This window comes from Pseudomonas sp. QD4 (assembly GCF_049199125.1).
In the GTDB taxonomy this organism is placed as follows: domain Bacteria; phylum Pseudomonadota; class Gammaproteobacteria; order Pseudomonadales; family Pseudomonadaceae; genus Aquipseudomonas.
Window position 1 is genome coordinate 1,751,165 of sequence record NZ_JBLZOM010000001.1, and the last position, 19,926, is coordinate 1,771,090.

The window sequence follows — 19,926 nt, forward strand, 5'->3', positions numbered from 1 at the left end:
AACTTACGCTTGAGAACCTGTCCACGAGTTGCTGCGCTTAGCTCATGCGGCGTTGAAAATGGCTTCGAAAATGCTCATTTAGCGGCCTAAACTCCGCTTCCTCAGCCATTTTTGCCTTGCCTGAGCGTCACTCGCTAAATCGTCAACAGGTTCCGAGTGGCTGACGGGGGTGGCTCAAGCCCCGTCAGCCGGAACCCGGTGGGGCGCCGACTGCCTTGTCGGGTTGCCCATACACCCCGGCCGTGGCCTGGGTAATCGAATGCCGTGCGGCCAGTGCCAGGCCGCATACGCCGACCATCGCCAGCGACAGGCCGGCGAGCATGCCCAGCGCGCCGCTGCGGTCGAGCAAGACCCCGGCACCGATCGGCACCAGCAGCCGGGTCAGCACAAACAGGCTGGCCTGCAGGCCGTAGTCGGCGGCCTGGCGGTTCTGACGCGAGAAAAACATCATCAAGCCGAAGACCAGGGTCGACACTGCGCCCATGGCGCAGGCCAGCAAAAACGCGGCGAACACTAGCCACGGCAACGAGGCCTGGAGACCAAGCGCGGCGGTCAGGACCAGCAACGCGCCCAGGGCGAAGACCATGAACCAGGGGATCGCCCGGCCCGGGCCCAGGCGCCGCACCAGGCGCCCGCCCAGCAGGCTGGCCAGGGCCCCGACCACGCCGCCGCCGATCCCGGCGACCCACGCCACCTGCTGCACCGGCATGCCCTGGTCGAGCAGCAGCGGCTTGAGGTACAGCCAGGCGGCGCCGACAAAGGGAAAGCTGCTGAGCAGGACCCAGGTCCAGAGCCGGGCCCCCGGCTGGCTGAAGTAACCCGACCAGTCCGTCAGCGAGGGCCGCACCGGCTGCGGCTGATCGGCGTCGCTGGCGCTTTCGCGCAGCAGGCCCAGGGGCAGCAGCGCCAGCAGCAGACCGCCGGCCATCAACAGGAACGGCGCCTGCCATCCCCAGCGGTTCTGCACCAGCAGCATCACCCCGGCGCCGACAATGGCCCCCAGGAACAGCGCCGCCGAACGGATGCCACCGGCACGGATCTGCTGCGCCTGGGGCAGCAACTTGATTGCCAGGGCGTTCACCGGAATATCGGCCCAGGTCGCCAGGACCCCGGCCACGAACGCCAGGCCGAACAGGTACAGGCGATGGGTATTGATCGCCTGCTGGCTGACCACCACCAGCAACAGCGCCAGCAACAGGCACAACACCCAGGCCCAGGCCCGGTAGTGGCCGCGCACCGAGCGATAGCGCTGCACGGGCAGCGCCAGCAGGAACTTGAACACCGCCGGCAGACCGGCCAGCTGGAACAGGCCGATATCGGTGCCCGACCAGCCGTGCTCGCGCATCACCAGCGGCAGCCCCAGCAGCAGGTAGATGCTGGGCACCGCGAGCACGAAGTTGAGCCAGCCGAACATCAGTTGCAGGCGCCAAGCGCGAGCAGTCGACAGCGGGCTCATGACGGACTCCGGCGCGCCACCTGGACCGCCACCGGGGCCACGGCAAACGCCACTTCGGCATGACTGTCGATGGCCTCGAAGCCGGCCTGTTCCAGGGCTTCAACCAGACCGCCGGCGGGGGTCAGTTGGCGCCCGAGCATCTGCATCGACAGGTAGTAAGGCATGACCCGACGCGCCTGTTGCGGGTCCTCGGGGATCTCGGCATGGGCACTGACCAGCACCCCGCCGGGGCGCAAGGCGGCGTGGATTTTTTTCAGGGTGGCCGCCAGGTCCGGCACGAAATGCAGCACCGAGGAACACCAGATCAGGTCGTAGCCCTCGCCGATCGGGTCGCTCGCCAGGTCGCCGCCACGCACCGTCAGCCGCTGCTCCAGGCCGGCCAGGCGAATGTTGTCGGCGGCCACGCTGACGGTCTGGGCAAAGTCGAACACCTCGCCACACAGCAGCGGGTTGTCGCGGGCCAGGGCTATCGCCACCAGCCCCGGGCCACCGCCCAGGTCGAGCATGCGCCGGGCCCCGGGGAACTCCGGAATCTGCGCCATCAGGCGCAACGCCAGGTCGACGGTGACCGCGCGCTGCTCCTGGGCGATCTGCAGGCGGGCGGCGCTGGTCCAGTTGTCGATGGTGGTCGCCACGTCCGGCGCCTGGCCACTGGGACGGCCGGCCCGGACCTGATCCCCAAGCTGCCCGGCAAAATGCCGCAACCCGCGCAGGCGAAAGCTCCAGGCATCGCCGCAGTAGTCCGGCGCCTCGGGCCGCAGGTAATCGCTGGCCACCGAGGTGTTGTGGTACTGCGGCGGCTGGCTGTCATCGCGGTTCAGCAGTTCCATGCTCCACAGAGTGTCGAGCCAGTAACCGGTGTTGGCCGGGTCCAGTTGCAGCTGGCGGGCGATCGACTGCGCAGAGGCCGGTAGGTGCAGCAGGTTGAACAGCTTCCACTCCAGGGCGATGCGCAGGGCATCGGCGCGCACGGCGGCCAATGTCAGGTCCCAATAAGGTTGCAGCGGGTGCGGGGTTGCCAGGTTGACGCCATTCATAATTCGCAGCTCACAGTTCATAGCTCACACGCAGGCCGATTTCCCGGGGCGGGCTGTAGACCCGCGCGGTGCCGTTCAAATAGCCGACCGCGTCGTAACGCTTGTCGGCGGCGTTTTTTACATAGGCGCTGATGCCGTAGTGGCTGAAGTCGTACCCGGCGTTGAGGTCGATCAGGCCGTAGCCGCCACGGCTGTATTGGTTGGCCGAGTCGAGGTAGGTCTTGCCCACGGCGCTCACGCCGCCCTGGGCCCACCAGCCCTGGGGCGCGTCGTAGCGCAGGCTGAGGTGGCCGGTCAGGTCCGGGGCGTAGGGGTTGCGATTGCCCTGGTAGTCGTTGCTGCCCTCGCGAAAGCTCTGGAAGCGGGTGCGGTTCAGGCCCACGGCGCTGACCAGCCGCCAGTTGTCGGCGAGCAGGTATTCGGCTTCCAGGTCCAGGCCGGTGGAGCGCGCCGAGGCGGCGTTGGTGATGTACACCACCCCCGGCTGGATCATTTGCTGCACCTGCATGTCGCGCACGTCCATCCAGTACAGCGCCGCCGAGTAGCGCAGGCGCTTGTCGTCCATCCAGCCCTTGGCGCCGACCTCGTAGGTCTTGACCTTTTCCGGGTCATAGCCCGGGTAGTTGGCAGCACTGGAAAACGCGTTGAAGCCGCCGGCGCGAAAACCCTCGGAGTAGCTGCCATAGAGGTAGGCATCAGGCTGCCATTCGTATTGCAGCGCCGCCTTGGGGGTCAGGCGTTGCCATTGATCGCTCTGACGGCTGCCGATGGCCGGGTCGATATGCACCTTGTCCTGCTCGGCACGGGCACCCAGGGTCAGGGTCCAGCGCTCGGCCAGGGGCATCACCCACTGGCCGAACAACGCCGTGGTATTGCCCCCCAGTTGCACATCGGTCCGGGTCAGGCGCAGGGGCAGTTTCTGCTGGTACGACAGGTCGTGGTCATCGCGATCGGCGTAGGCCCCCAACAGCCACTGGCTGTCACGCCACTGGCCTTCCAGGCGGAACTCCTGGGACAGGGTGTTCATGTGGTAGTCGCGACGCAGGTGAAACAGGTCGGCCGGCATGAAGTCGGTGTCTTGCTGGACCCGGTCGTAGAAGTCGTTGCGCGCAGTGATCGAGCGCAGCTTGAGCCCTGAGTCGAACTCATGCAGCACGTCCAGGGACAGGCTGCGTCCGCTGGAGTGGTTCCAGCTCGGGGTGCCGGAACGCACCTCGCGCCGCGAGGCATTGACCGCGCCCCATAATGAAGCGCCGTCGCGATAGTCCTGGCGGCTGTAGCGCAGGTTGACGTCGGTGTTCAGGCTCGGGGTCCAGCGCAGCACCATGCGTGCACTGTGGCGCTCGCGGTCATCGGCCTGGCCGCCCCGGTAACCGTCGTCGATAAAACCGTCCTGTTCCAGCCATTGCCCGGACACCCCGGCGTACAAGGTATCGGGCACCAGCGCGGTGCTGGCGTCGGCGCTCAGGGTGCGCTGGTCGCGGCTGCCGGTGCCGGCTTCGATCCGCGCGTAGGGTTCGGCGCCGGGCTGGCGGGTGCGGATACTCAGCACCCCGGCCTCGGCGTTGCGCCCATAAAGGGTGGACTGCGGGCCGCGCAGGATTTCTACCTGCTCCACCCCCAGCAGGTTGTGGTCGAAGCCCTGGCCCATCAGGGTCGGCACACCATCGACCAGCATCAGCATCGATGAGGAAAACGCCGTGGGGCTGGAGGTCAGGCCGCGCACCACCGGCAGGTTGGTGCCGGACTGGCCGAAAGGCTGAAAGGTGAATCCCGGGGTCACACGAGCCAGGCGCTCCAGGTCGTCGATGCCGCCCTTGCGCAAGTCTTCGGCGTTGAGCACCGAGAGGCTGGCCGGAACCTGTTCCTGGGTCTGTTCGATCTTGTTTGCGGTGACCCGAACCGGCGCCAGCTCGGTCTGTGCCGCCACACTGGCGACCCCACCCAGCCAGCAGCCGACCCACAGCGTATAACCGCCGGCTTTCAACACATGCTTGCTCATCGTGCTCCCCATCAATGAATCAGCGCCCGCTTCGTCCTGGCGATAGCAGTTGCCGTGGAAACATGCTATTCATTAATGCGAATGCTTATCATGTGTGTTCGTATGGATTCTGGATCAATCCATATGCGAGCCGGAGCCAACTCAAGGGAGGACAGCAAAAGTGGCGGCCTTACAAAGGATTTCCCAGTCGTATCGAGTCGCGTCAACGCACTCGCGGCTGGTCAGCAACGATGCCTGCGGCTGGATGCGCCATCAGTTGCCCCACGAACTGGGCGAGTGCTATTCCGAACGTTTCTCCCTGGAGGACGACCTGATGGTGGTGCGTTCGCGCTACCGCCCCACCCGCAACCTGATCGAAGAAACCGTAAGCCCGCACAACCGCCACATGCTGGTGATCACCTACGGCATCCAGGGCGACTCCGGCTACAAGGGCGCCGACGGATCAGCCGTGGTGTTCCGCGCCGGTCACACCACCATCACCTCGTTCCAGTCGAGCCTCGGCGAGCGCTGCTACGAGGCAGGGGCCACGGTTTCGCAACTGCGCCTGTTGATCGGTGAACACACCCTGTGCAAGTACCTTGGCGAGCAGCGCACCCGGCAATTGCTGGGTAACGGCAACGTGCGCCAGCTGGGCTTCGCCAAGACCTCGGCCACCAGCATCTGCCACGCCACGGCCCTGACGCGCTACCTCAACCAGGGGGCAAGCGACACCCTGGAGCTGCACATCCACACCCTCAGCCTGCTGTCCGAACAGCTCAAACTGCTGAGCCCACCGAGCACGTCGGAAAACCTGCAATTTGCCGCCGCCGATATCGAGAAGCTGGAACGGGTGCGCGAGATCATGATCGAGCAGATGGACCAGCCGCTGACCATTCCCTACCTGTGTGCCGCGGTCGGGCTCAACGAGTTCAAGCTCAAGGAAGGCCTGCACCACCGTTTCAATTCCACCCCCCATCGCATGCTCCATGAGCTGCGCATGCGCAAGGCCTACACCCTGCTGGAAAGCGGCTGCCAGGTGGCGCAGGCGGCGTATCAGGTGGGCTACAAGTTCCCCAACAACTTCAGCGCGGCCTTTACCCGATTCTTCGGCAAGCCGCCCAAGTCGGTGTTCGGCAAGCGCCGCTGAGCGCAACGGCGCGGCAGGCGCCTGGAACGCCAGGGCAATCAGCCGCCGCTGCATAAAAAACTGGCCTGGCGCCGCGTTTGCGTTTATTCCTGGGTACCGCTCAGCGCGCCTCCGTACCCGGGCCTCCAGCATGATCGACAGCCAAACTCGCAACGCCCTCGACTCCCTGGCCCGGGTGATGGCCGGGCAACCCTTTGTGGTGCTCACCGGTGCTGGCATCAGCACCCCCTCGGGCATTCCCGACTACCGCGACAACGACGGTGTGCGCCGTGGACGCCAGCCGATGATGTACCAGGAATTCCTCGCCCGGGCCGAAGCCCGCCGCCGCTACTGGGCCCGCGCCATGCTCGGCTGGCCACGGGTGCGCCAGGCCCGGCCGAACGCCGCCCACTCGGCCCTGGCCACCCTTCAGGAGCGTGGGCAGATCGCCGGGCTGATCACCCAGAACGTCGACAGCCTGCACCACCAGGCCGGCAGCCCCCAGGCCATCGAACTGCATGGCAGCCTGCACCGGGTGCGGTGCCTGGACTGCGGGCAAACCAGCGAGCGCCAGCTGATCCAGGAGGTGATGGAGCAGCAGAACCCCTACCTGGCCGGAGTCGATGCCATCCAGGCGCCGGATGGCGACACCCTGCTCGACCCGGCCTTCGAGTCGCGCTTCCAGGTGCCGCAATGCCCCCATTGCGCCGGCGAACGGCTGAAGCCGGATGTGGTGTTCTTTGGCGAAAACGTCGCCCCGGCCACCGCCGCTCAGGCCATGCAGGCAGTGCAACAGAGCGCGGGGTTGCTGGTGGTGGGGTCGTCGCTGATGGCCTACTCGGCGTATCGCCTGTGCCTGAATATCGTCGAGCAGCACAAGCCGCTGATCGCCATCAACTTCGGCAGGACCCGTGCCGACGAGCTGTTGCAGATGAAGATCGCCACCCCTTGCGAGGTGTTGCTGCCGCTGCTGGTGGAGCGCCTGGCGTGAGTGCCTGGTGACGCTCTGCTCAGGCGAGGTTGAACATGGCCTCGCCCAGGCGCGCATCGCGCAAGGTATCGAACAGTGCCTGGGCCGCCGCCGACAACTCGTGCCCGGGTTTGGTCAGTATGCCAATCGCCCGCTCCACCACCGGGTCGCCGAGGGTGATGCAGTGCGCGCCCAGCTCGCGCATCTGCCCGGCGCACAAGGCCGGCACCGCACTCACCCCCAGGCCACTGGCGACCATGCGTCCCACGGTCGCCAACTGGTGGCTTTCAAATTCCACCGGCAGCGGCATGCCCCGGGCGCGCAGGTGCTCTTCAAGCATGACCCGCACCGTGGACGGCCGCTGCAAGGTGATAAAGGGCTGCTGCAACAGGCTCTGCCAATCGATCTCGCTGCGCCGGGCCAGCTCCGAATCGCTGGGCACCACCGCAATAAAGCGGTCGATGTACAGCGGCGTGAACTCCAGGGACGAACTGTCTTGCGGTTCGAAGGCCACGCCCAACTCCACCTGGCGGTCGCGGACCATCTCCAGCACCTGCTCGTTGATCACGTCATTGACCGTGACATTGACCTTGGGATACCGGGCGCGAAACGCCTTGAGAATCGGCGGCAGCAGGTTGCCGGCAAACGATGGCATCGCCGCCAGGGTCACGCGCCCGCGTTGCAGGGTGAAGCGTTGGCGCAGGTCATCCTCGGCGTTATCCCAGTCGGCGATCAGGCGCCGGGCCAGGGGCACCAGGGCCTCGCCTTCCGGGGTCAGGGCCACGTTGCGCGTATTACGGGTGAACAACCGCCCCCCCAGCCCCTCCTCCAGGGCCTTGATGGTCAGGCTCAACGCCGACTGCGACAAATGCAGACGTTCACATGCCAGGGCAAAGCTCAGGCTGTGGGCAACAGCCAGAAAAGCCCGAATCTGTTTAACGGTCATCGGCAGCTCCAGAGGAGCAGCGGCAAGCTATAAGCTGCAGGCTGCAAGGGAAAAGCGGGATGTGAGTGGCTGTTGCTCGCAGCTTGCCGCGAGTAACTCGCCGCTTATTGTGCTGCTTTCTAAATCAATGCCCCTTAAAAAACAACTTAACAAATCAATCCAGCGGCGCAACACTGCTTCCCCATACGGCTAGCCAGCCGCCGACAAATAACAAAAGAGGATGGTCCAATGGCAGGTTTCGACAAGCGCGTGGCGTCTTATGCAGAAGCCCTTGAAGGTCTGGAAGACGGCATGACCGTACTCGCCGGCGGCTTTGGCCTGTGCGGCATTCCGGAAAACCTGATCGCCGAGATCAAGCGTCGCGGCACCCGCGACCTGACGGTGGTTTCCAATAACTGCGGGGTCGACGGTTTCGGCCTCGGCGTGCTGCTTGAGGATCGGCAGATCAGCAAGGTCATCGCCTCCTACGTCGGGGAAAACGCCCTGTTCGAGAAGCAGTTGCTCAGCGGCGAAATCGAAGTGGTGCTCACTCCCCAAGGCACCCTGGCGGAAAAAATGCGCGCCGGCGGCGCCGGTATTCCGGCCTTCTTCACCGCCACCGGGGTCGGCACTCCGGTCGCCGACGGCAAGGAAACCCGTGAATTCAACGGCCGCCCCTATCTGATGGAAGAGTCCATTACCGGCGATTTCGCCATCGTCAAAGGCTGGAAGGCCGACCACTTCGGCAACGTGGTGTACCGCCACACGGCGCAGAACTTCAACCCGCTGGCGGCCACCGCCGGCAAGATCACCGTGGTCGAGGTCGAAGAGATCGTTGAACCGGGCGAGCTGGACCCGACGCAGATCCACACCCCTGGCATCTACGTCGACCGGGTCATCTGCGGCACGTTCGAGAAGCGCATCGAACAGCGCACCGTGCGCAAGTGAACCCACGCCTCCAGCCTCAAGAATAAAAGGACAACCCTCATGGCTCTTACCCGCGAACAAATGGCTCAACGCGTCGCCCGCGAAATGCAGGACGGCTACTACGTCAACCTCGGCATCGGCATTCCGACCCTGGTGGCCAACTACATCCCCGAAGGCATGGAAGTCATGCTGCAATCGGAAAACGGCCTGCTGGGCATGGGCGCCTTCCCCACCGAGGCCGAAGTCGACGCCGACATGATCAACGCCGGCAAACAGACGGTCACCGCCCGCACCGGCGCCTCGATCTTTTCTTCCGCCGAGTCGTTTGCGATGATCCGCGGCGGCCATATCGACCTCACCGTGCTGGGTGCCTTTGAAGTGGACGTCGAGGGCAACATCGCCTCGTGGATGATCCCCGGCAAACTGGTCAAGGGCATGGGCGGCGCCATGGACCTGGTGGCCGGTGCGGAGAACATCATCGTCACCATGACCCACGCCTCCAAGGACGGCGAGTCGAAACTGCTGGCCCGCTGCAGCCTGCCGCTGACCGGCGCCAAATGCATCAAACGCGTCCTGACGGACCTGGCCTACCTGGAAATCGAAAACGGCGCCTTTATCCTCAAGGAACGCGCGCCCGGGGTCAGCGTCGAGGAAATCGTCAGCAAGACCGCCGGCAAGCTGATCGTGCCGGACCATGTACCTGAAATGCAGTTCGCCTGAGGAGGATCAATTCCATGCAAGACGTCGTAATCGTTGCCGCCACCCGTACCGCCGTGGGCAGTTTCCAGGGCTCGCTGGCCAGTATCAGCGCCGTGGATCTGGGCGCCGCCGTCATCCGCCAGTTGCTGGCCCAGACCGGCCTCGACGGGGCCCAGGTCGATGAAGTGATCATGGGCCAGGTGCTCACCGCCGGCGCCGGCCAGAACCCGGCGCGCCAGGCCGCGATCAAGGCCGGCCTGCCCCACGCCGTACCGGCCATGACCCTGAACAAAGTCTGCGGTTCGGGCCTCAAGGCCCTGCACCTGGCAGCCCAGGCCATTCGCTGCGGCGATGCCGAGGTGATCATTGCCGGCGGCCAGGAAAACATGAGCCTGTCCAACTACGTGCTGCCCGGCGCCCGCACCGGCCTGCGCATGGGCCACAGTCAGATGATCGACACCATGATCAGCGACGGCCTGTGGGATGCCTTCAACGACTACCACATGGGCATCACCGCCGAGAACCTGGTGGACAAATACGCCATCAGCCGCGAAGCCCAGGACGCTTTCGCCGCCGCCTCCCAGCAAAAAGCCATCGCCGCCATCGAGGGCGGGCGTTTTGTCGATGAGATCACGCCGATCCTGATTCCCCAGCGCAAGGGCGACCCGGTGGCCTTCGCCACCGACGAACAACCCCGTGCCGGCACCACCGCCGAAGCCCTGGCCAAGCTCAAGCCGGCCTTCAAGAAAGACGGCTCGGTGACCGCCGGCAACGCTTCGTCGCTGAACGACGGTGCCGCGGCGGTCATCCTGATGAGCGCGGCCAAGGCCAAGGCCCTGGGCTTGCCGGTATTGGCAAAAATCGCCGCCTACGCCAACGCCGGTGTCGACCCGGCCATCATGGGCATCGGCCCGGTCTCGGCCACCCGCCGCTGCCTGGACAAAGCCGGCTGGACCCTGCAACAGCTGGACCTGATCGAAGCCAACGAAGCCTTCGCCGCCCAGGCCCTGGCCGTGGGCAAAGAGCTGGAGTGGGACCCGAGCAAGGTCAACGTCAACGGCGGCGCCATCGCCATCGGCCACCCGATCGGTGCGTCGGGCTGCCGAGTGCTGGTGACCCTGCTCCACGAAATGATCAAGCGCGACGCCAAAAAAGGCCTGGCCACCCTGTGCATCGGCGGCGGCCAAGGCGTAGCCCTGGCCATCGAACGCTAACCACCGCTGGCGAGGGGCTTCCCCCTCGCCACACCCCCTCTTCCCTCGCCACAATCCAACCGCTGCCGCGCCACGAGACTTCACTAACCTCGGCATTTCGGCTATTCAAAAAATGGGCTGCTGTCAGAGCGGAACTTAAAGCCGCAGCACCTGCTGCAATGGATATGTACACCAGGGTTTACGAGCGCTGCGCACTCGAGCGGGAGCAAGCTCCCTCGCCACAAGGTGGTGTGAAACCCAGGAAGCCGCTGGCGAAAATAGGCAGCGCGATAGGCCAGGAAGTAATGAGTTGTTGCGTAGGGCCAGCGCAGCCTCGGCAGCGGCGACAGAGCGCGGCACCAGGCCGGCCGGAAGGCCGCCGTCTTGCCCTTGATTTTGATGTTGATCTGAAGCGCCCCGTTAAACCACGATGGCCGAACGCAGGCAGTGAGCCGGAGCGAGGGCATGCCGAGCCTTGGCGAGGCACCGAGTGGTGGGGCAAGAGCGTTTTGCTTACTTTTGCGCTCCTCTCAAAAGTGAGCCGCCGTAAGGGCGGAACCATTACCCGCCACACCCGCAAAAATGGATATGTACACCAGGGTTTTCGAGCGCTACGCACTCGAGCGGGAGCAAGCTCCCTCGCCACAAGGTGGGGTGAAACCCAGGGAGCCGCTGGCGAAAATAGGCAGCACGATAGGCCAGGAAGTAATGAGTTGTTGCGTAGGGCCAGCGCAGCCTCGGCAGCGGCTACAGAGCGCGGCACCAGGCCGGCCGGAAGGCCGCCGTCTTGCCCTTGATTTTGATTTTGATCTGAAGCGCCCCGTTAAACCACGATGGCCGAGCGCAGGCAGTGAGCCGTGGGCAACCCGGCAGGACGCCGGGTTAGCCGCACTGGGCCAGGGATGGCCCATTGCGGCGGCCCACGGCTCAATGCCGGAGCGAGGGCATGCCGAGCCTGGGCGAGGCACCGAGTGGTGGGGCAAGAGCGTTTTGCTTACTTTTGCGCTCCTCTCAAAAGTGAGCCGCCGTAAGGGCGGAACCATTACCCGCCACACCCGCAAAAATGGATATGTACACCAGGGCTTACGAGCGCTACGCACTCGAGCGGGAGCAAGCTCCCTCGCCACAGGTGCTGTGAAACCCTGGGATACGCCGGGTAGAAGTGGGTTGTTGCATAGAGCCAGCGCAGCCTCGCAGGCTCGGCAGCGGCTACAGGGCTACAGGGCCTACAGCGGATTGCAGGTGTGCACAATCGCCTTCAACTGCTCATCCAGACGCACCGCCTCTTCCCGCAATGACTGGCAGAACCCCTCGACAAAACTCGACGACGGTCGATAGTCCGGGCGAATCAGCATCACCCGGTACGGAATCGACCACTGCAACGGACGAATCGCCAAACCCCGGCCGGCTTCGGCCATGGCGGTCAGCGGGTTGATGATCGCCACTCCCAGCTGCTCGCGAACCATGGCGCAGACTGACGCGGCATTGGTGGTTTCGATGACCACCCGACGGTCCACCGCGCCCTGTCGAAAGCGCTCGTCGAGGGTCTGGCGGTAAATATCCAGGCCGGCCAGGTTGATGAAATCGACACCGCGAAAATCCTCCATCTGCAGCAGCGGCCTGGCCAGCAACGGGTGACCGTCAGGCAGCACGCACACCATGTCAGCGCAAAACAGCAACTCGCCCTGTGTGCCCCGGGGCACATGCTGGTTTTCGGTCAACCCCAGGTCGTGGCGCTGGGCGCTCAGGGACTCTTCCAGCAACGGCGATTCCTGGGCGCTGATATTCAGGCCGATGCCCGCGTGCTGGTGCTGGAAATGCTTGAACACCCGCGGCAGCAGGGTCTGGGAGAACAGCGGCAGGCAGGTGATGCTCAACTGGCCGTGTTCGAAACGGCGGATCGATTGCGCCACGCTGTTGATCCGCTCCAGGCCGACATAGGCCCGCTCCACCTCTTCCAGCAGCATCAGTGCCTGGGCCGTGGCCAGCAGGCGCCCGCCCTCGCGATCAAACAACTTGAGCCCGGACAGCGCTTCAAGCCGCGCCAGCTCGCGGCTGACCGTGGGTTGCGAAGTGAACAGCAGGCGCGCGGCACCGGTGACACTGCCGGCCTGCATGATGGCGCGGAACACTTCGATGTGTCGCAGGGACATGCCCATCCTGGTTCTCCGTTGAGCAAAACCCATATCAAAACTGAATCGATGGACAAAGAATAGATATTTTATTGAATACACACAGCTCGGCATCATGCAGCTCTCTTTCATGCCGCAGATGAACCCGTCCATGCCGATCCCTTTCGCTTTCCCGCAACTGACCGCCGCCGCCCGCCAGTACGGCACCCCGCTGTGGTGCTACGACGCCGCGACGATCAAAGCACGCATCGCCCAGCTGCAAGCCTTCGACGTGGTGCGCTATGCGCAGAAAGCCTCGTCCAACCTGAGCATCCTGCGCCTGATCCGCGAAGCCGGGGTCCAGGTCGACGCCGTGTCCCTGGGGGAAATCGAACGTGCCCTGCTGGCCGGCTTCAGCCCGGCAGGCGACCCGGCGGGGATCGTCTTTACCTGCGACCTGTTCGACCAGGCCACCTTGCAGCGGGTGGTCGAGCTCAAGATCGAGGTCAACGCCGGTTCCATCGACATGCTGCGCCAATTGGGCCAGCGCTCGCCCGGGCATCGGGTGTGGCTGCGGATCAACCCGGGCTTCGGCCACGGCCATAGCCGCAAGACCAATACCGGCGGCGAGAACAGCAAACACGGGATCTGGCACGAACAGATGGGAGAGGCCCTGGCGGTGATTCGCCAATACGGCCTGCACCTGGTGGGGCTGCATATGCACATTGGTTCGGGGGTGGATTACGACCACCTGGAACAAGTGGGCGCGGCCATGGTGGCGGCGGTGAAGTCCCTGGACCATGACATCGAGGCCTTTTCCATCGGCGGCGGTCTGTCCACGCCGTACCGTGCCGACGACGAGCCGGTGGACGTGCAGCGCTACGCCAACGCCTGGCGCCAGGCCCGCGAGCAGATCGAAGCCTACCTCGGCCACGGCGTGCGCATGGAAATCGAGCCGGGGCGTTTCCTGCTGGCCGAGTCGGGCTGCCTGGTGGCCGAGGTGCGTGCGGTGAAAACTGCCGGCAACCATCACTTCGTGCTGGCCGACACCGGCTTCAACGACCTGATGCGCCCGGCCATGTACGGCGCCTACCACGCCATGACCCTGCTCGACGGCAACGGCCAACCCCTGGAGCGTCCACTGCAACCCACAGTGGTCGGCGGGCCGTTGTGCGAGTCCGGCGATATCTTCACCCAGGACGACGAAGCCCTGACCCCCCACCTGCTGCCCCGGGCCGAAGTCGGCGACCTGCTGGTGATCCACGACACCGGCGCCTACGGCGCCAGCATGTCGTCGAACTACAACAGCCGGCCGCTGCTGCCGGAAGTGCTGTTCGAAAACGGCACCACCCACCTCATCCGCCGCCGCCAACCCCTGGCCGACCTGCTGCAACTGGAAATCGGCCTGTAGCCGGTAGCCGCTGCCGCCAGGCTCGGGCCGCGTTCGGACGCTGGCCCTCGAGGGCGCCGTGGGGTTTCAGGTGAGGTGATAGCCCGCGAGAACAGCGTGGGCTTTCAGCTAACTGAATGGCATTGCGCAGGCACGGTACGGCCTTCGGCAAATGCCGTCAGGACTTCGCCCTGCATGCGATAGCGCACCCACTCGGGTTGGGGTTGGGCGCCGATGGATTGATAGAAGCCGATGGCCGGTTCGTTCCAGTCCAGCACGCTCCACTCGAACCTGCCGCAACCCTGGGCGCAGGCTTCGCGCGCCAGGTACTGGAGCATCTGCCGACCGGCGCCGCTGCCCCGATGTTGCGGCGTGATGTACAGGTCCTCCAGGTACAACCCCGGCTGCCCGAGCCAGGTTGAATAGCTGAAAAAATACACCGCGAAACCGATCACCTGCTCACCGCGCAGGCACATCAATGCCTTGGCCGCGCCCCCGTCGGCAAACAGCGTGCGCTGGATGTCCTCGACGCTGGCGATCACTTCGTGGCGAGCGCGTTCGTAATCGGCCAGTTCGGTGATGAGCGCGAGGATTTGCCCGGCATCGGCCGGTTGGGCGGTTCGGATCTGAAGTTCCAAGAGGGTGCATCCGTAAAAAGTCAGGAGCACCGATGCTAAAGCCCGCCATAGAATGCATGTAGTGCAACTTATTCAGCTCAAAGTGAAGACTATGCATTCCATTCTTCGACGTCTCGATCTCAACCTGCTGCTGGCGTTCGACGCCCTGTACCGCCACCGCAGCGTGACCCGCGCGGCCAATGAGCTTTCCATCAGCGCCTCGGCGTTCAGCCATGCCCTGGGACGGCTGCGCGACGCCCTCAACGATGAGCTGTTCATTCGCCAGGGCAATCGCATGCACCCGACCCAGCGTGCCGATCAACTGGCCACGGCGGTCGGCGCCAGCCTCAAGCTGCTGGGCGATCAACTGGCCGAGTGGGAACCCTTCGACCCGGCCACCAGCCAGCGCACCTTTGTCTTCGCCGCCAGTGACTACACCGCCTTCGCCCTGCTGCCGGGCTTGATCCGGCAACTGCAGAGCAGTGCGCCGGGGTTATGCCTGCGGGTGGTGTATTCCGATCGCAAGGTGTCCATCGAAGACCTGGCCTCGGGGCGGATCGACTTTGCCCTGGGCTACAGCGAAGACCGCGACACGTTGCCGGCCGGCATCCACAGCGAGGACTGGTTGCAGGACGACTACGTGCTGATCGCCAGCCAGCGCCATCCACGCATCCAGGGGCCTCCCGAGCTTTCGGCGTACCTGGCTGAACGGCATGTGGTGATCACGCCCTGGGGCGAAACCCTGGGAGTGGTTGACCATGTGTTGCAGGCCATGGGCCTGCAACGCCAGGTGGCATTGCAACTGCCGGCCGTCATGGTCGCGCCGTTCATCATCGCCGACAGCGAGTGGCTGATGACCCTCCCGCGCCCGGCCGCCGTGGCGCTGCAAGCCGCCGCCGGGATTGCCCTGTATCCGCCGCCGTTCAAGATTGCGCCCTATCGGCTCAAGCTCTACAGCCACAGCAAATATGCCCGCAGCGATGCCCATCAGTGGATGAGCGCACAGCTCAAGACGCTGTTCGCGGCGCAACGCTGCGCCGCGAACCCGGGCTGACCCCTAGCGCTGCCCCTGGCTCAGGTTCGACAGGCGCCCGGAAAGCGCCTGCATCGCCTCGCTGACTTTATCCAGGGCCTGGGCGTCGCGGGCGTTGTCTTCGCTGATGCCGTGGATACGCACCGCCAGTTCGTTGATTTCCTGGGTCACGTGGCTCTGCTGTTGCGCGGCGACGGCAATCTGCTGCGCGCGCTGGGAGATGTCGTCGAAACTGGTGACCGTGCTGGACAAGGCATCCGCCGCCCCCGCCGCTTCGCCCACCGCTTGCCGGGTGCGCGACTCGCCGGCCTGGATCGCCTCGACGGCCTGGCGCGAGGCCTGCTGCAAGGTGCCGATCATGCCGCTGATTTCATTGGCCGAACTCTGGGTCCTGCCGGCCAGGGTCCGCACCTCATCGGCCACCACCGCAAAACCGCGGCCCTGCTCACCGGCCCGGGCGGCCTCGATGGCGGCGTTGAGCGCCAGCAGGTTGGTCTGCTCGGAAATGGCCTTGATCACGTCCAGCACCGCACCCACCTGCTGGCTGTCCTGCTCCAGGCGCTGCATGACGGCGGCCGCCGCAGCCATCTCCGTGGACAGCTGCTGGATCGACTGGCTGTTGGCAGCCACGCGCTGCTGGCCGTCCTGCACCACCACCAGCGACTGGCGCGCAGTGTCGGCGCAGTTGTTGGTGTTCTGCGCCACTTCCAGGGCGCTGGAAGACATCTCGGTAATGGCCGTGGCCAGTTGGGTATTTTCCTGGCGTTGCTGCTCGGCGCGACGGGCCAGAGTGCTGCTCAGGTCCCCCAGGCGCCCGGCTTCGCTCTGCAGGCGCTGTGCCTCGCTGGCAATGTCCTGGAGCATCTGCCGCAGTTGCCCGGCGTAGCGGTTGACGGCGCCGCGCAGGGCGCCGATTTCATCCGCCCGCTCTACATGCAGCTCGGCGCTGCTGCTGGCCTGGCCGCTGCCCAGGGCGTCGATCTGCTGGGTGGTTTCTTCCAGTTGCTTGATAAATTTGCGCCCGCCGAGCCAGGCCAGAAACAGCAGCAACGCCAGCAGCGGCAACAGGAACAACAGAATCTCGGCGGTCAGCGCCCGGGCCAGGCCGGTGACCCGGGTTTCCGGCGTCACCAGGCCGATGGTCCAGCCGGTGTCGGGCATGGAAAACAGGCTGACCCGACTGGCCTGCTGCAAGCGCCCGTCATCGTCCAGGTCCAGGCTGCGCACTTCGCCCGGGCGCCCTTTGGCCTGCGCTAAAACCTGGGCCACCGGTTGCAACCAGGGCTGCTGTTTGCTCAACGCGTCAAAACCCAGCATGCCGCTCGCACTCTGCGGCGCATCGGGGAAATACAGCACGTTGCCCGCCTGGTCCACGGCAAAGGCGTAGCCGCCGGTGACCGCGCCCTGCTCCTTGAGAAACCGCGCCAGGTCTTCCAGGCGCAAATCCACCGTGGCCACCCCGGCGAACGCCCCGCCCTGGCGATACGGCACACTGCAAGTGGTCATCGGCACGTGGGTCACCGGGTCCTGATAGGCCTCGGACCACAGGCAGCGCCCCAGGGCACTGTTGCGCGCGCCGCTGTACCAGGCCTCCTGCTGATAGGCCGGGCTGCTGGCGGCGTTGTAGTCATCGGAATACACCAGTTGCCCGGCATCGCTGCGGGCCCAGAAGAAACTGCGGCGCTCGACCCCGGCGCTGAAGGCCCCCGGCTCCGGCCAGATCCCGCCGCCGGCAATCGCCTTGTCGCCCTGGTGGTCAATCACATTGGGCAAGGTGCCCATGTACAGCGGCGTCTCCCTGGGCAGCCCTTCCACCAGGTGCGCCATGCTCGCGGTCACGCCTTCGATGCCCGCCAGTTGCAAGGCCAGCTGGCGGACGATGGCGCTGCCGGTCTGCTCGATCAGCGCCGAACTGGCGGCCACCACCCGGGGCTGGCCGCGCAGGGTCATCACCGCAAAGACCGCCAGGGCCGTGCACAACAACAGCATCAGGCTGCCCAAGGTCAAACGCTGAGACAGACGAACGGGTAGCAAGGCCATGGTGAACTCCGGGTAAAAGGCTCTGGATCGATGTCGGCCGCGTGGCAGCCGGGCGTGGGGCCCAGGTCGCGGCACTGGAAGCGGCAGGCGCAGCCCCTGGCCAAAGCCGGGAGGTGCGAATGAAAAAAGCGCCTCTGACACGCCACAAACAATGTCACATTGACATCAATCAAAGTCAAAGGCATTACCGTTCAGGGCATGGGCGCCCCCAGCAGGAAATTGCCCTGGCCCTGGTCCGCCGTGTCCAGGCTGCGCACCGGCGCCTCGTCCTTGAGGTTGACCCCGGACAACTGCCGGCGCCAGGCCTCGCGCATCAGGTACAGCAGTTTGTAGGCGGCCATGGCGTAGCTCATGCCCTCCAGGCGCACATTGGAAATGCAGTTGCGCGCGGCGTCGTTCAGGCCCACGCGCGGGGCGAAGGTGAAGTACAGGCCCAGGCTGTCCGGCGAGCTGAGGCCGGGGCGTTCGCCGATCAGGATCACCACCATCCGCGCCCCCAGCAGTTCGGCCACTTCATCGGCGATCGCCACCCGCCCCTGCTGCACCAGCACCACCGGCGCCAGGCTCCAGCCTTCGGCGGCGGCCAGTTCATCGATGCGTTCCAGCATGGGCAGGCTGTGGCGCTGCACCGCCAGTGAGGACAAGCCATCGGCCACCACCAGCGCCAGATCGAACCCCTGGGGATGGGCCTGTCCCCATTCGCGCAGTTGCCCGGCCGACGCCGTGCACAGGCGCCGCCCGAGGTCCGGCCGTTGCAGGTAGATATGCCGGTCGGGCGCCGAGCTGTGCACGCTCAGGGTCTCGCGCTGGCGGGCCGCCAGGCGCTCGGCCAGGGCCTCGGGCTCGAACGGCAGGTGCACCGCGTCCCGGGCCTGGGCGTGGGCGAACTGGAAATCCAGCTGGGCCCCGGTGGGCAGGCTGGTGCCGGCATGGCCCAGGGCAATGCGCGCCGAGGTCAGGCCGCGCAATTGACGCCAGGCGCTGCCGTGGGCCGGTGAAGTATCGCGGGCACTCATGGCCGCTCCTTAAGTGAGTCGCGCCAGGGCCTGACGGAACAGCGGCGGCACGCCCTGGCCCAGATGCAGGCCGCTGTCGTCGTGGCGCAGGATGTCCATGCGCGCCAGCCACGCCTCGAACTCCGGGGCCGTGCGCAGGCCCAGGGTCTTGCGCGCGTACAGGGCGTCGTGGAAGGACGTGGTCTGGTAATTGAGCATGATGTCGTCGGAACCGGGGATGCCCATGATGAAGTTGATCCCGGCCACCCCCAGCAGGGTCAGCAGGGTGTCCATATCGTCCTGGTCGGCTTCGGCGTGGTTGGTGTAGCAGATGTCGCAGCCCATGGGCACGCCCAGCAGCTTGCCGCAGAAGTGATCCTCCAGGCCCGCGCGCAGGATCTGCTTGCCGTTGTACAGGTACTCGGGGCCGATAAAACCGACCACGGTGTTGACCAGGAACGGGTTGAAATGCCGGGCCACGGCGTAGGCCCGGGTTTCGCAGGTCTGCTGGTCGACGCCGTGATGGGCGTTGGCCGACAGCGCACTGCCCTGCCCGGTCTCGAAGTACATCAGGTTGTTGCCCAGGGTCCCGCGATTCAGGCTCAAGCCGGCCTCGTGGCCTTCACGCAGGATTTCCAGGCTGATGCCGAAGCTGCTGTTGGCCGCTTCGGTGCCGGCGATGGACTGGAACACCAGGTCCAGGGGCACGCCTTTCTCGATGGCCGCCACCGACGAGGTGACGTGGGTCAGCACGCAGGACTGGGTGGGAATCTCGTAATGGCGGATGACCCCGTCGAGCATCTTCAGCAATTCGCTGATGGCGCTGATGCTGTCGGTGGCCGGGTTGATGCCGATCATGGCGTCGCCGTTGCCGTACAGCAGGCCGTCGAGCACGCTGGCGGCGATGCCCGCCGGGTCGTCGGTGGGATGGTTGGGTTGCAGGCGGGTCGACATCCGCCCACGCAGGCCCACGGTGTTGCGAAAGCGCGTGACCACACGGATCTTCTGCGCCACCAGCACCAGGTCCTGCACACGCATGATCTTCGACACCGCGGCGGCCATTTCCGGGGTCAGACCCGGGGCCAGGGCCCGGAGGCTGGCCTCGGTGGCCTCGTCCCCCAGCAGCCAGTCGCGAAAGCCGCCCACGGTCAGGTGGCTGACCGGGACAAAGGCCGCCAGGTCATGGCTGTCCATGATCAGCCGGGTCACTTCATCGCTTTCGTAGGGGATCAGCGCCTCGTTGAGAAAGCGCTTGAGCGGCACATCGGCCAGGGCCATCTGCGCCGCCGCCCGTTCGGCGTCGCTGGCGGCCGCGACCCCGGCCAGGAAATCCCCGGAGCGCGCGGGCGTGGCCTTGGCCATCAGCTCGCGCAGGTGCTCAAAACGCCAGGTCATGCCACCGATGCTGTGGGCGAAGCTCATACAG

16 protein-coding genes and 1 pseudogene are annotated in these 19,926 nt (G+C 65.5%); 7 read left to right on the forward strand and 10 right to left on the reverse strand.

Annotated elements, in window-relative coordinates:
- Nucleotides 1-184: 184 nt before the first annotated feature.
- Genes ACOZJV_RS07545 through ACOZJV_RS07555 form a run of 3 tightly spaced genes read right to left on the reverse strand, consistent with a single transcriptional unit; the run spans nucleotide 185 to nucleotide 4,495 of the window.
- Nucleotides 185-1,456, reverse strand: a complete 1,272-nt coding sequence (locus tag ACOZJV_RS07545) for an MFS transporter (protein ID WP_201130461.1) — start codon at nucleotides 1,454-1,456, stop codon at nucleotides 185-187.
- Nucleotides 1,453-2,493, reverse strand: a complete 1,041-nt coding sequence (locus ACOZJV_RS07550) for a methyltransferase (RefSeq protein ID WP_201130460.1) — start codon at nucleotides 2,491-2,493, stop codon at nucleotides 1,453-1,455. Before ACOZJV_RS07550 ends, ACOZJV_RS07545 begins: the two co-directional genes overlap by 4 nt.
- Nucleotides 2,494-2,503: 10 nt before the next feature.
- Nucleotides 2,504-4,495: a TonB-dependent receptor gene (locus tag ACOZJV_RS07555; protein WP_421547247.1), complete on the reverse strand. Its 1,992-nt coding sequence runs from the start codon at nucleotides 4,493-4,495 to the stop codon at nucleotides 2,504-2,506.
- 160 nt (nucleotides 4,496-4,655) lie between these two features.
- Between ACOZJV_RS07555 and ACOZJV_RS07560 the strand changes: the two genes are divergently transcribed.
- Both ACOZJV_RS07560 and ACOZJV_RS07565 read left to right on the forward strand, forming a co-directional pair.
- Nucleotides 4,656-5,621, forward strand: a complete 966-nt coding sequence (locus tag ACOZJV_RS07560) for a helix-turn-helix domain-containing protein (protein WP_178102989.1) — start codon at nucleotides 4,656-4,658, stop codon at nucleotides 5,619-5,621.
- Between the two features lie 130 nt (nucleotides 5,622-5,751).
- Nucleotides 5,752-6,591 (forward strand): NAD-dependent protein deacetylase, encoded by an 840-nt coding sequence (locus ACOZJV_RS07565; protein WP_201130457.1) that lies wholly within the window; start codon nucleotides 5,752-5,754, stop codon nucleotides 6,589-6,591.
- Nucleotides 6,592-6,610: 19 nt separating this feature from the next.
- On the opposite strand, the gene ACOZJV_RS07570 is transcribed toward ACOZJV_RS07565, so the two are convergent.
- A complete protein-coding gene (locus tag ACOZJV_RS07570) occupies nucleotides 6,611-7,516 on the reverse strand; it encodes a LysR substrate-binding domain-containing protein (RefSeq protein ID WP_421547248.1) in 906 nt (301 codons plus the stop codon).
- 228 nt (nucleotides 7,517-7,744) lie between these two features.
- Here ACOZJV_RS07570 and ACOZJV_RS07575 point away from each other — a divergent pair, with 228 nt between their 5' ends.
- The 3 genes from ACOZJV_RS07575 to ACOZJV_RS07585 are packed head-to-tail and all read left to right on the forward strand — an operon-like array spanning nucleotide 7,745 to nucleotide 10,335.
- Nucleotides 7,745-8,443 carry a CoA transferase subunit A gene (locus ACOZJV_RS07575; protein WP_020300220.1) on the forward strand — a complete coding sequence of 233 codons (699 nt, stop codon included), beginning with the start codon at nucleotides 7,745-7,747 and terminating at the stop codon, nucleotides 8,441-8,443.
- Between the two features lie 39 nt (nucleotides 8,444-8,482).
- Nucleotides 8,483-9,142, forward strand: coding sequence for a CoA transferase subunit B (locus ACOZJV_RS07580; RefSeq protein ID WP_020300219.1), 660 nt, complete (start codon nucleotides 8,483-8,485; stop codon nucleotides 9,140-9,142).
- A gap of 14 nt (nucleotides 9,143-9,156) precedes the next feature.
- Nucleotides 9,157-10,335, forward strand: a complete 1,179-nt coding sequence (locus tag ACOZJV_RS07585) for an acetyl-CoA C-acetyltransferase (protein WP_078472669.1) — start codon at nucleotides 9,157-9,159, stop codon at nucleotides 10,333-10,335.
- A 1,205-nt stretch (nucleotides 10,336-11,540) separates the two neighbouring features.
- On the opposite strand, the gene ACOZJV_RS07590 is transcribed toward ACOZJV_RS07585, so the two are convergent.
- Nucleotides 11,541-12,473, reverse strand: a complete 933-nt coding sequence (locus ACOZJV_RS07590; protein WP_421547249.1) for a LysR family transcriptional regulator — start codon at nucleotides 12,471-12,473, stop codon at nucleotides 11,541-11,543.
- 124 nt (nucleotides 12,474-12,597) lie between these two features.
- On the opposite strand from ACOZJV_RS07590, the gene lysA reads away from it, so the two are divergent.
- Complete coding sequence (gene lysA / locus ACOZJV_RS07595) at nucleotides 12,598-13,836, forward strand: diaminopimelate decarboxylase (RefSeq protein WP_078472742.1); 1,239 nt, start codon at nucleotides 12,598-12,600, stop codon at nucleotides 13,834-13,836.
- A 104-nt stretch (nucleotides 13,837-13,940) separates the two neighbouring features.
- Here the strand turns inward: lysA and ACOZJV_RS07600 are convergent, their stop codons facing one another.
- Nucleotides 13,941-14,453 (reverse strand): GNAT family N-acetyltransferase, encoded by a 513-nt coding sequence (locus ACOZJV_RS07600; protein WP_078472710.1) that lies wholly within the window; start codon nucleotides 14,451-14,453, stop codon nucleotides 13,941-13,943.
- A gap of 91 nt (nucleotides 14,454-14,544) precedes the next feature.
- Between ACOZJV_RS07600 and ACOZJV_RS07605 the strand changes: the two genes are divergently transcribed.
- A complete protein-coding gene (locus tag ACOZJV_RS07605; RefSeq protein WP_078472743.1) occupies nucleotides 14,545-15,486 on the forward strand; it encodes a LysR family transcriptional regulator in 942 nt (313 codons plus the stop codon).
- A gap of 3 nt (nucleotides 15,487-15,489) precedes the next feature.
- Here ACOZJV_RS07605 and ACOZJV_RS07610 read toward each other — a convergent pair whose 3' ends face one another.
- From ACOZJV_RS07610 to ACOZJV_RS07625, 4 genes and pseudogenes are all read right to left on the reverse strand, one after another.
- The gene (locus tag ACOZJV_RS07610; protein WP_421547591.1) at nucleotides 15,490-16,626 is read right to left on the reverse strand and encodes a methyl-accepting chemotaxis protein; all 1,137 of its coding nucleotides are present in this window, start codon (nucleotides 16,624-16,626) and stop codon (nucleotides 15,490-15,492) included.
- Nucleotides 16,612-17,505: pseudogene (locus ACOZJV_RS07615) on the reverse strand (PDC sensor domain-containing protein); the annotation flags it as partial. The gene ACOZJV_RS07610 and the pseudogene ACOZJV_RS07615, both read right to left, overlap by 15 nt.
- A gap of 191 nt (nucleotides 17,506-17,696) precedes the next feature.
- The gene (gene eutC, locus ACOZJV_RS07620) at nucleotides 17,697-18,521 is read right to left on the reverse strand and encodes an ethanolamine ammonia-lyase subunit EutC (protein ID WP_421547250.1); all 825 of its coding nucleotides are present in this window, start codon (nucleotides 18,519-18,521) and stop codon (nucleotides 17,697-17,699) included.
- A 9-nt stretch (nucleotides 18,522-18,530) separates the two neighbouring features.
- Nucleotides 18,531-19,922 carry an ethanolamine ammonia-lyase subunit EutB gene (locus ACOZJV_RS07625; RefSeq protein WP_421547251.1) on the reverse strand — a complete coding sequence of 464 codons (1,392 nt, stop codon included), beginning with the start codon at nucleotides 19,920-19,922 and terminating at the stop codon, nucleotides 18,531-18,533.
- Nucleotides 19,923-19,926: the final 4 nt, after the last annotated feature.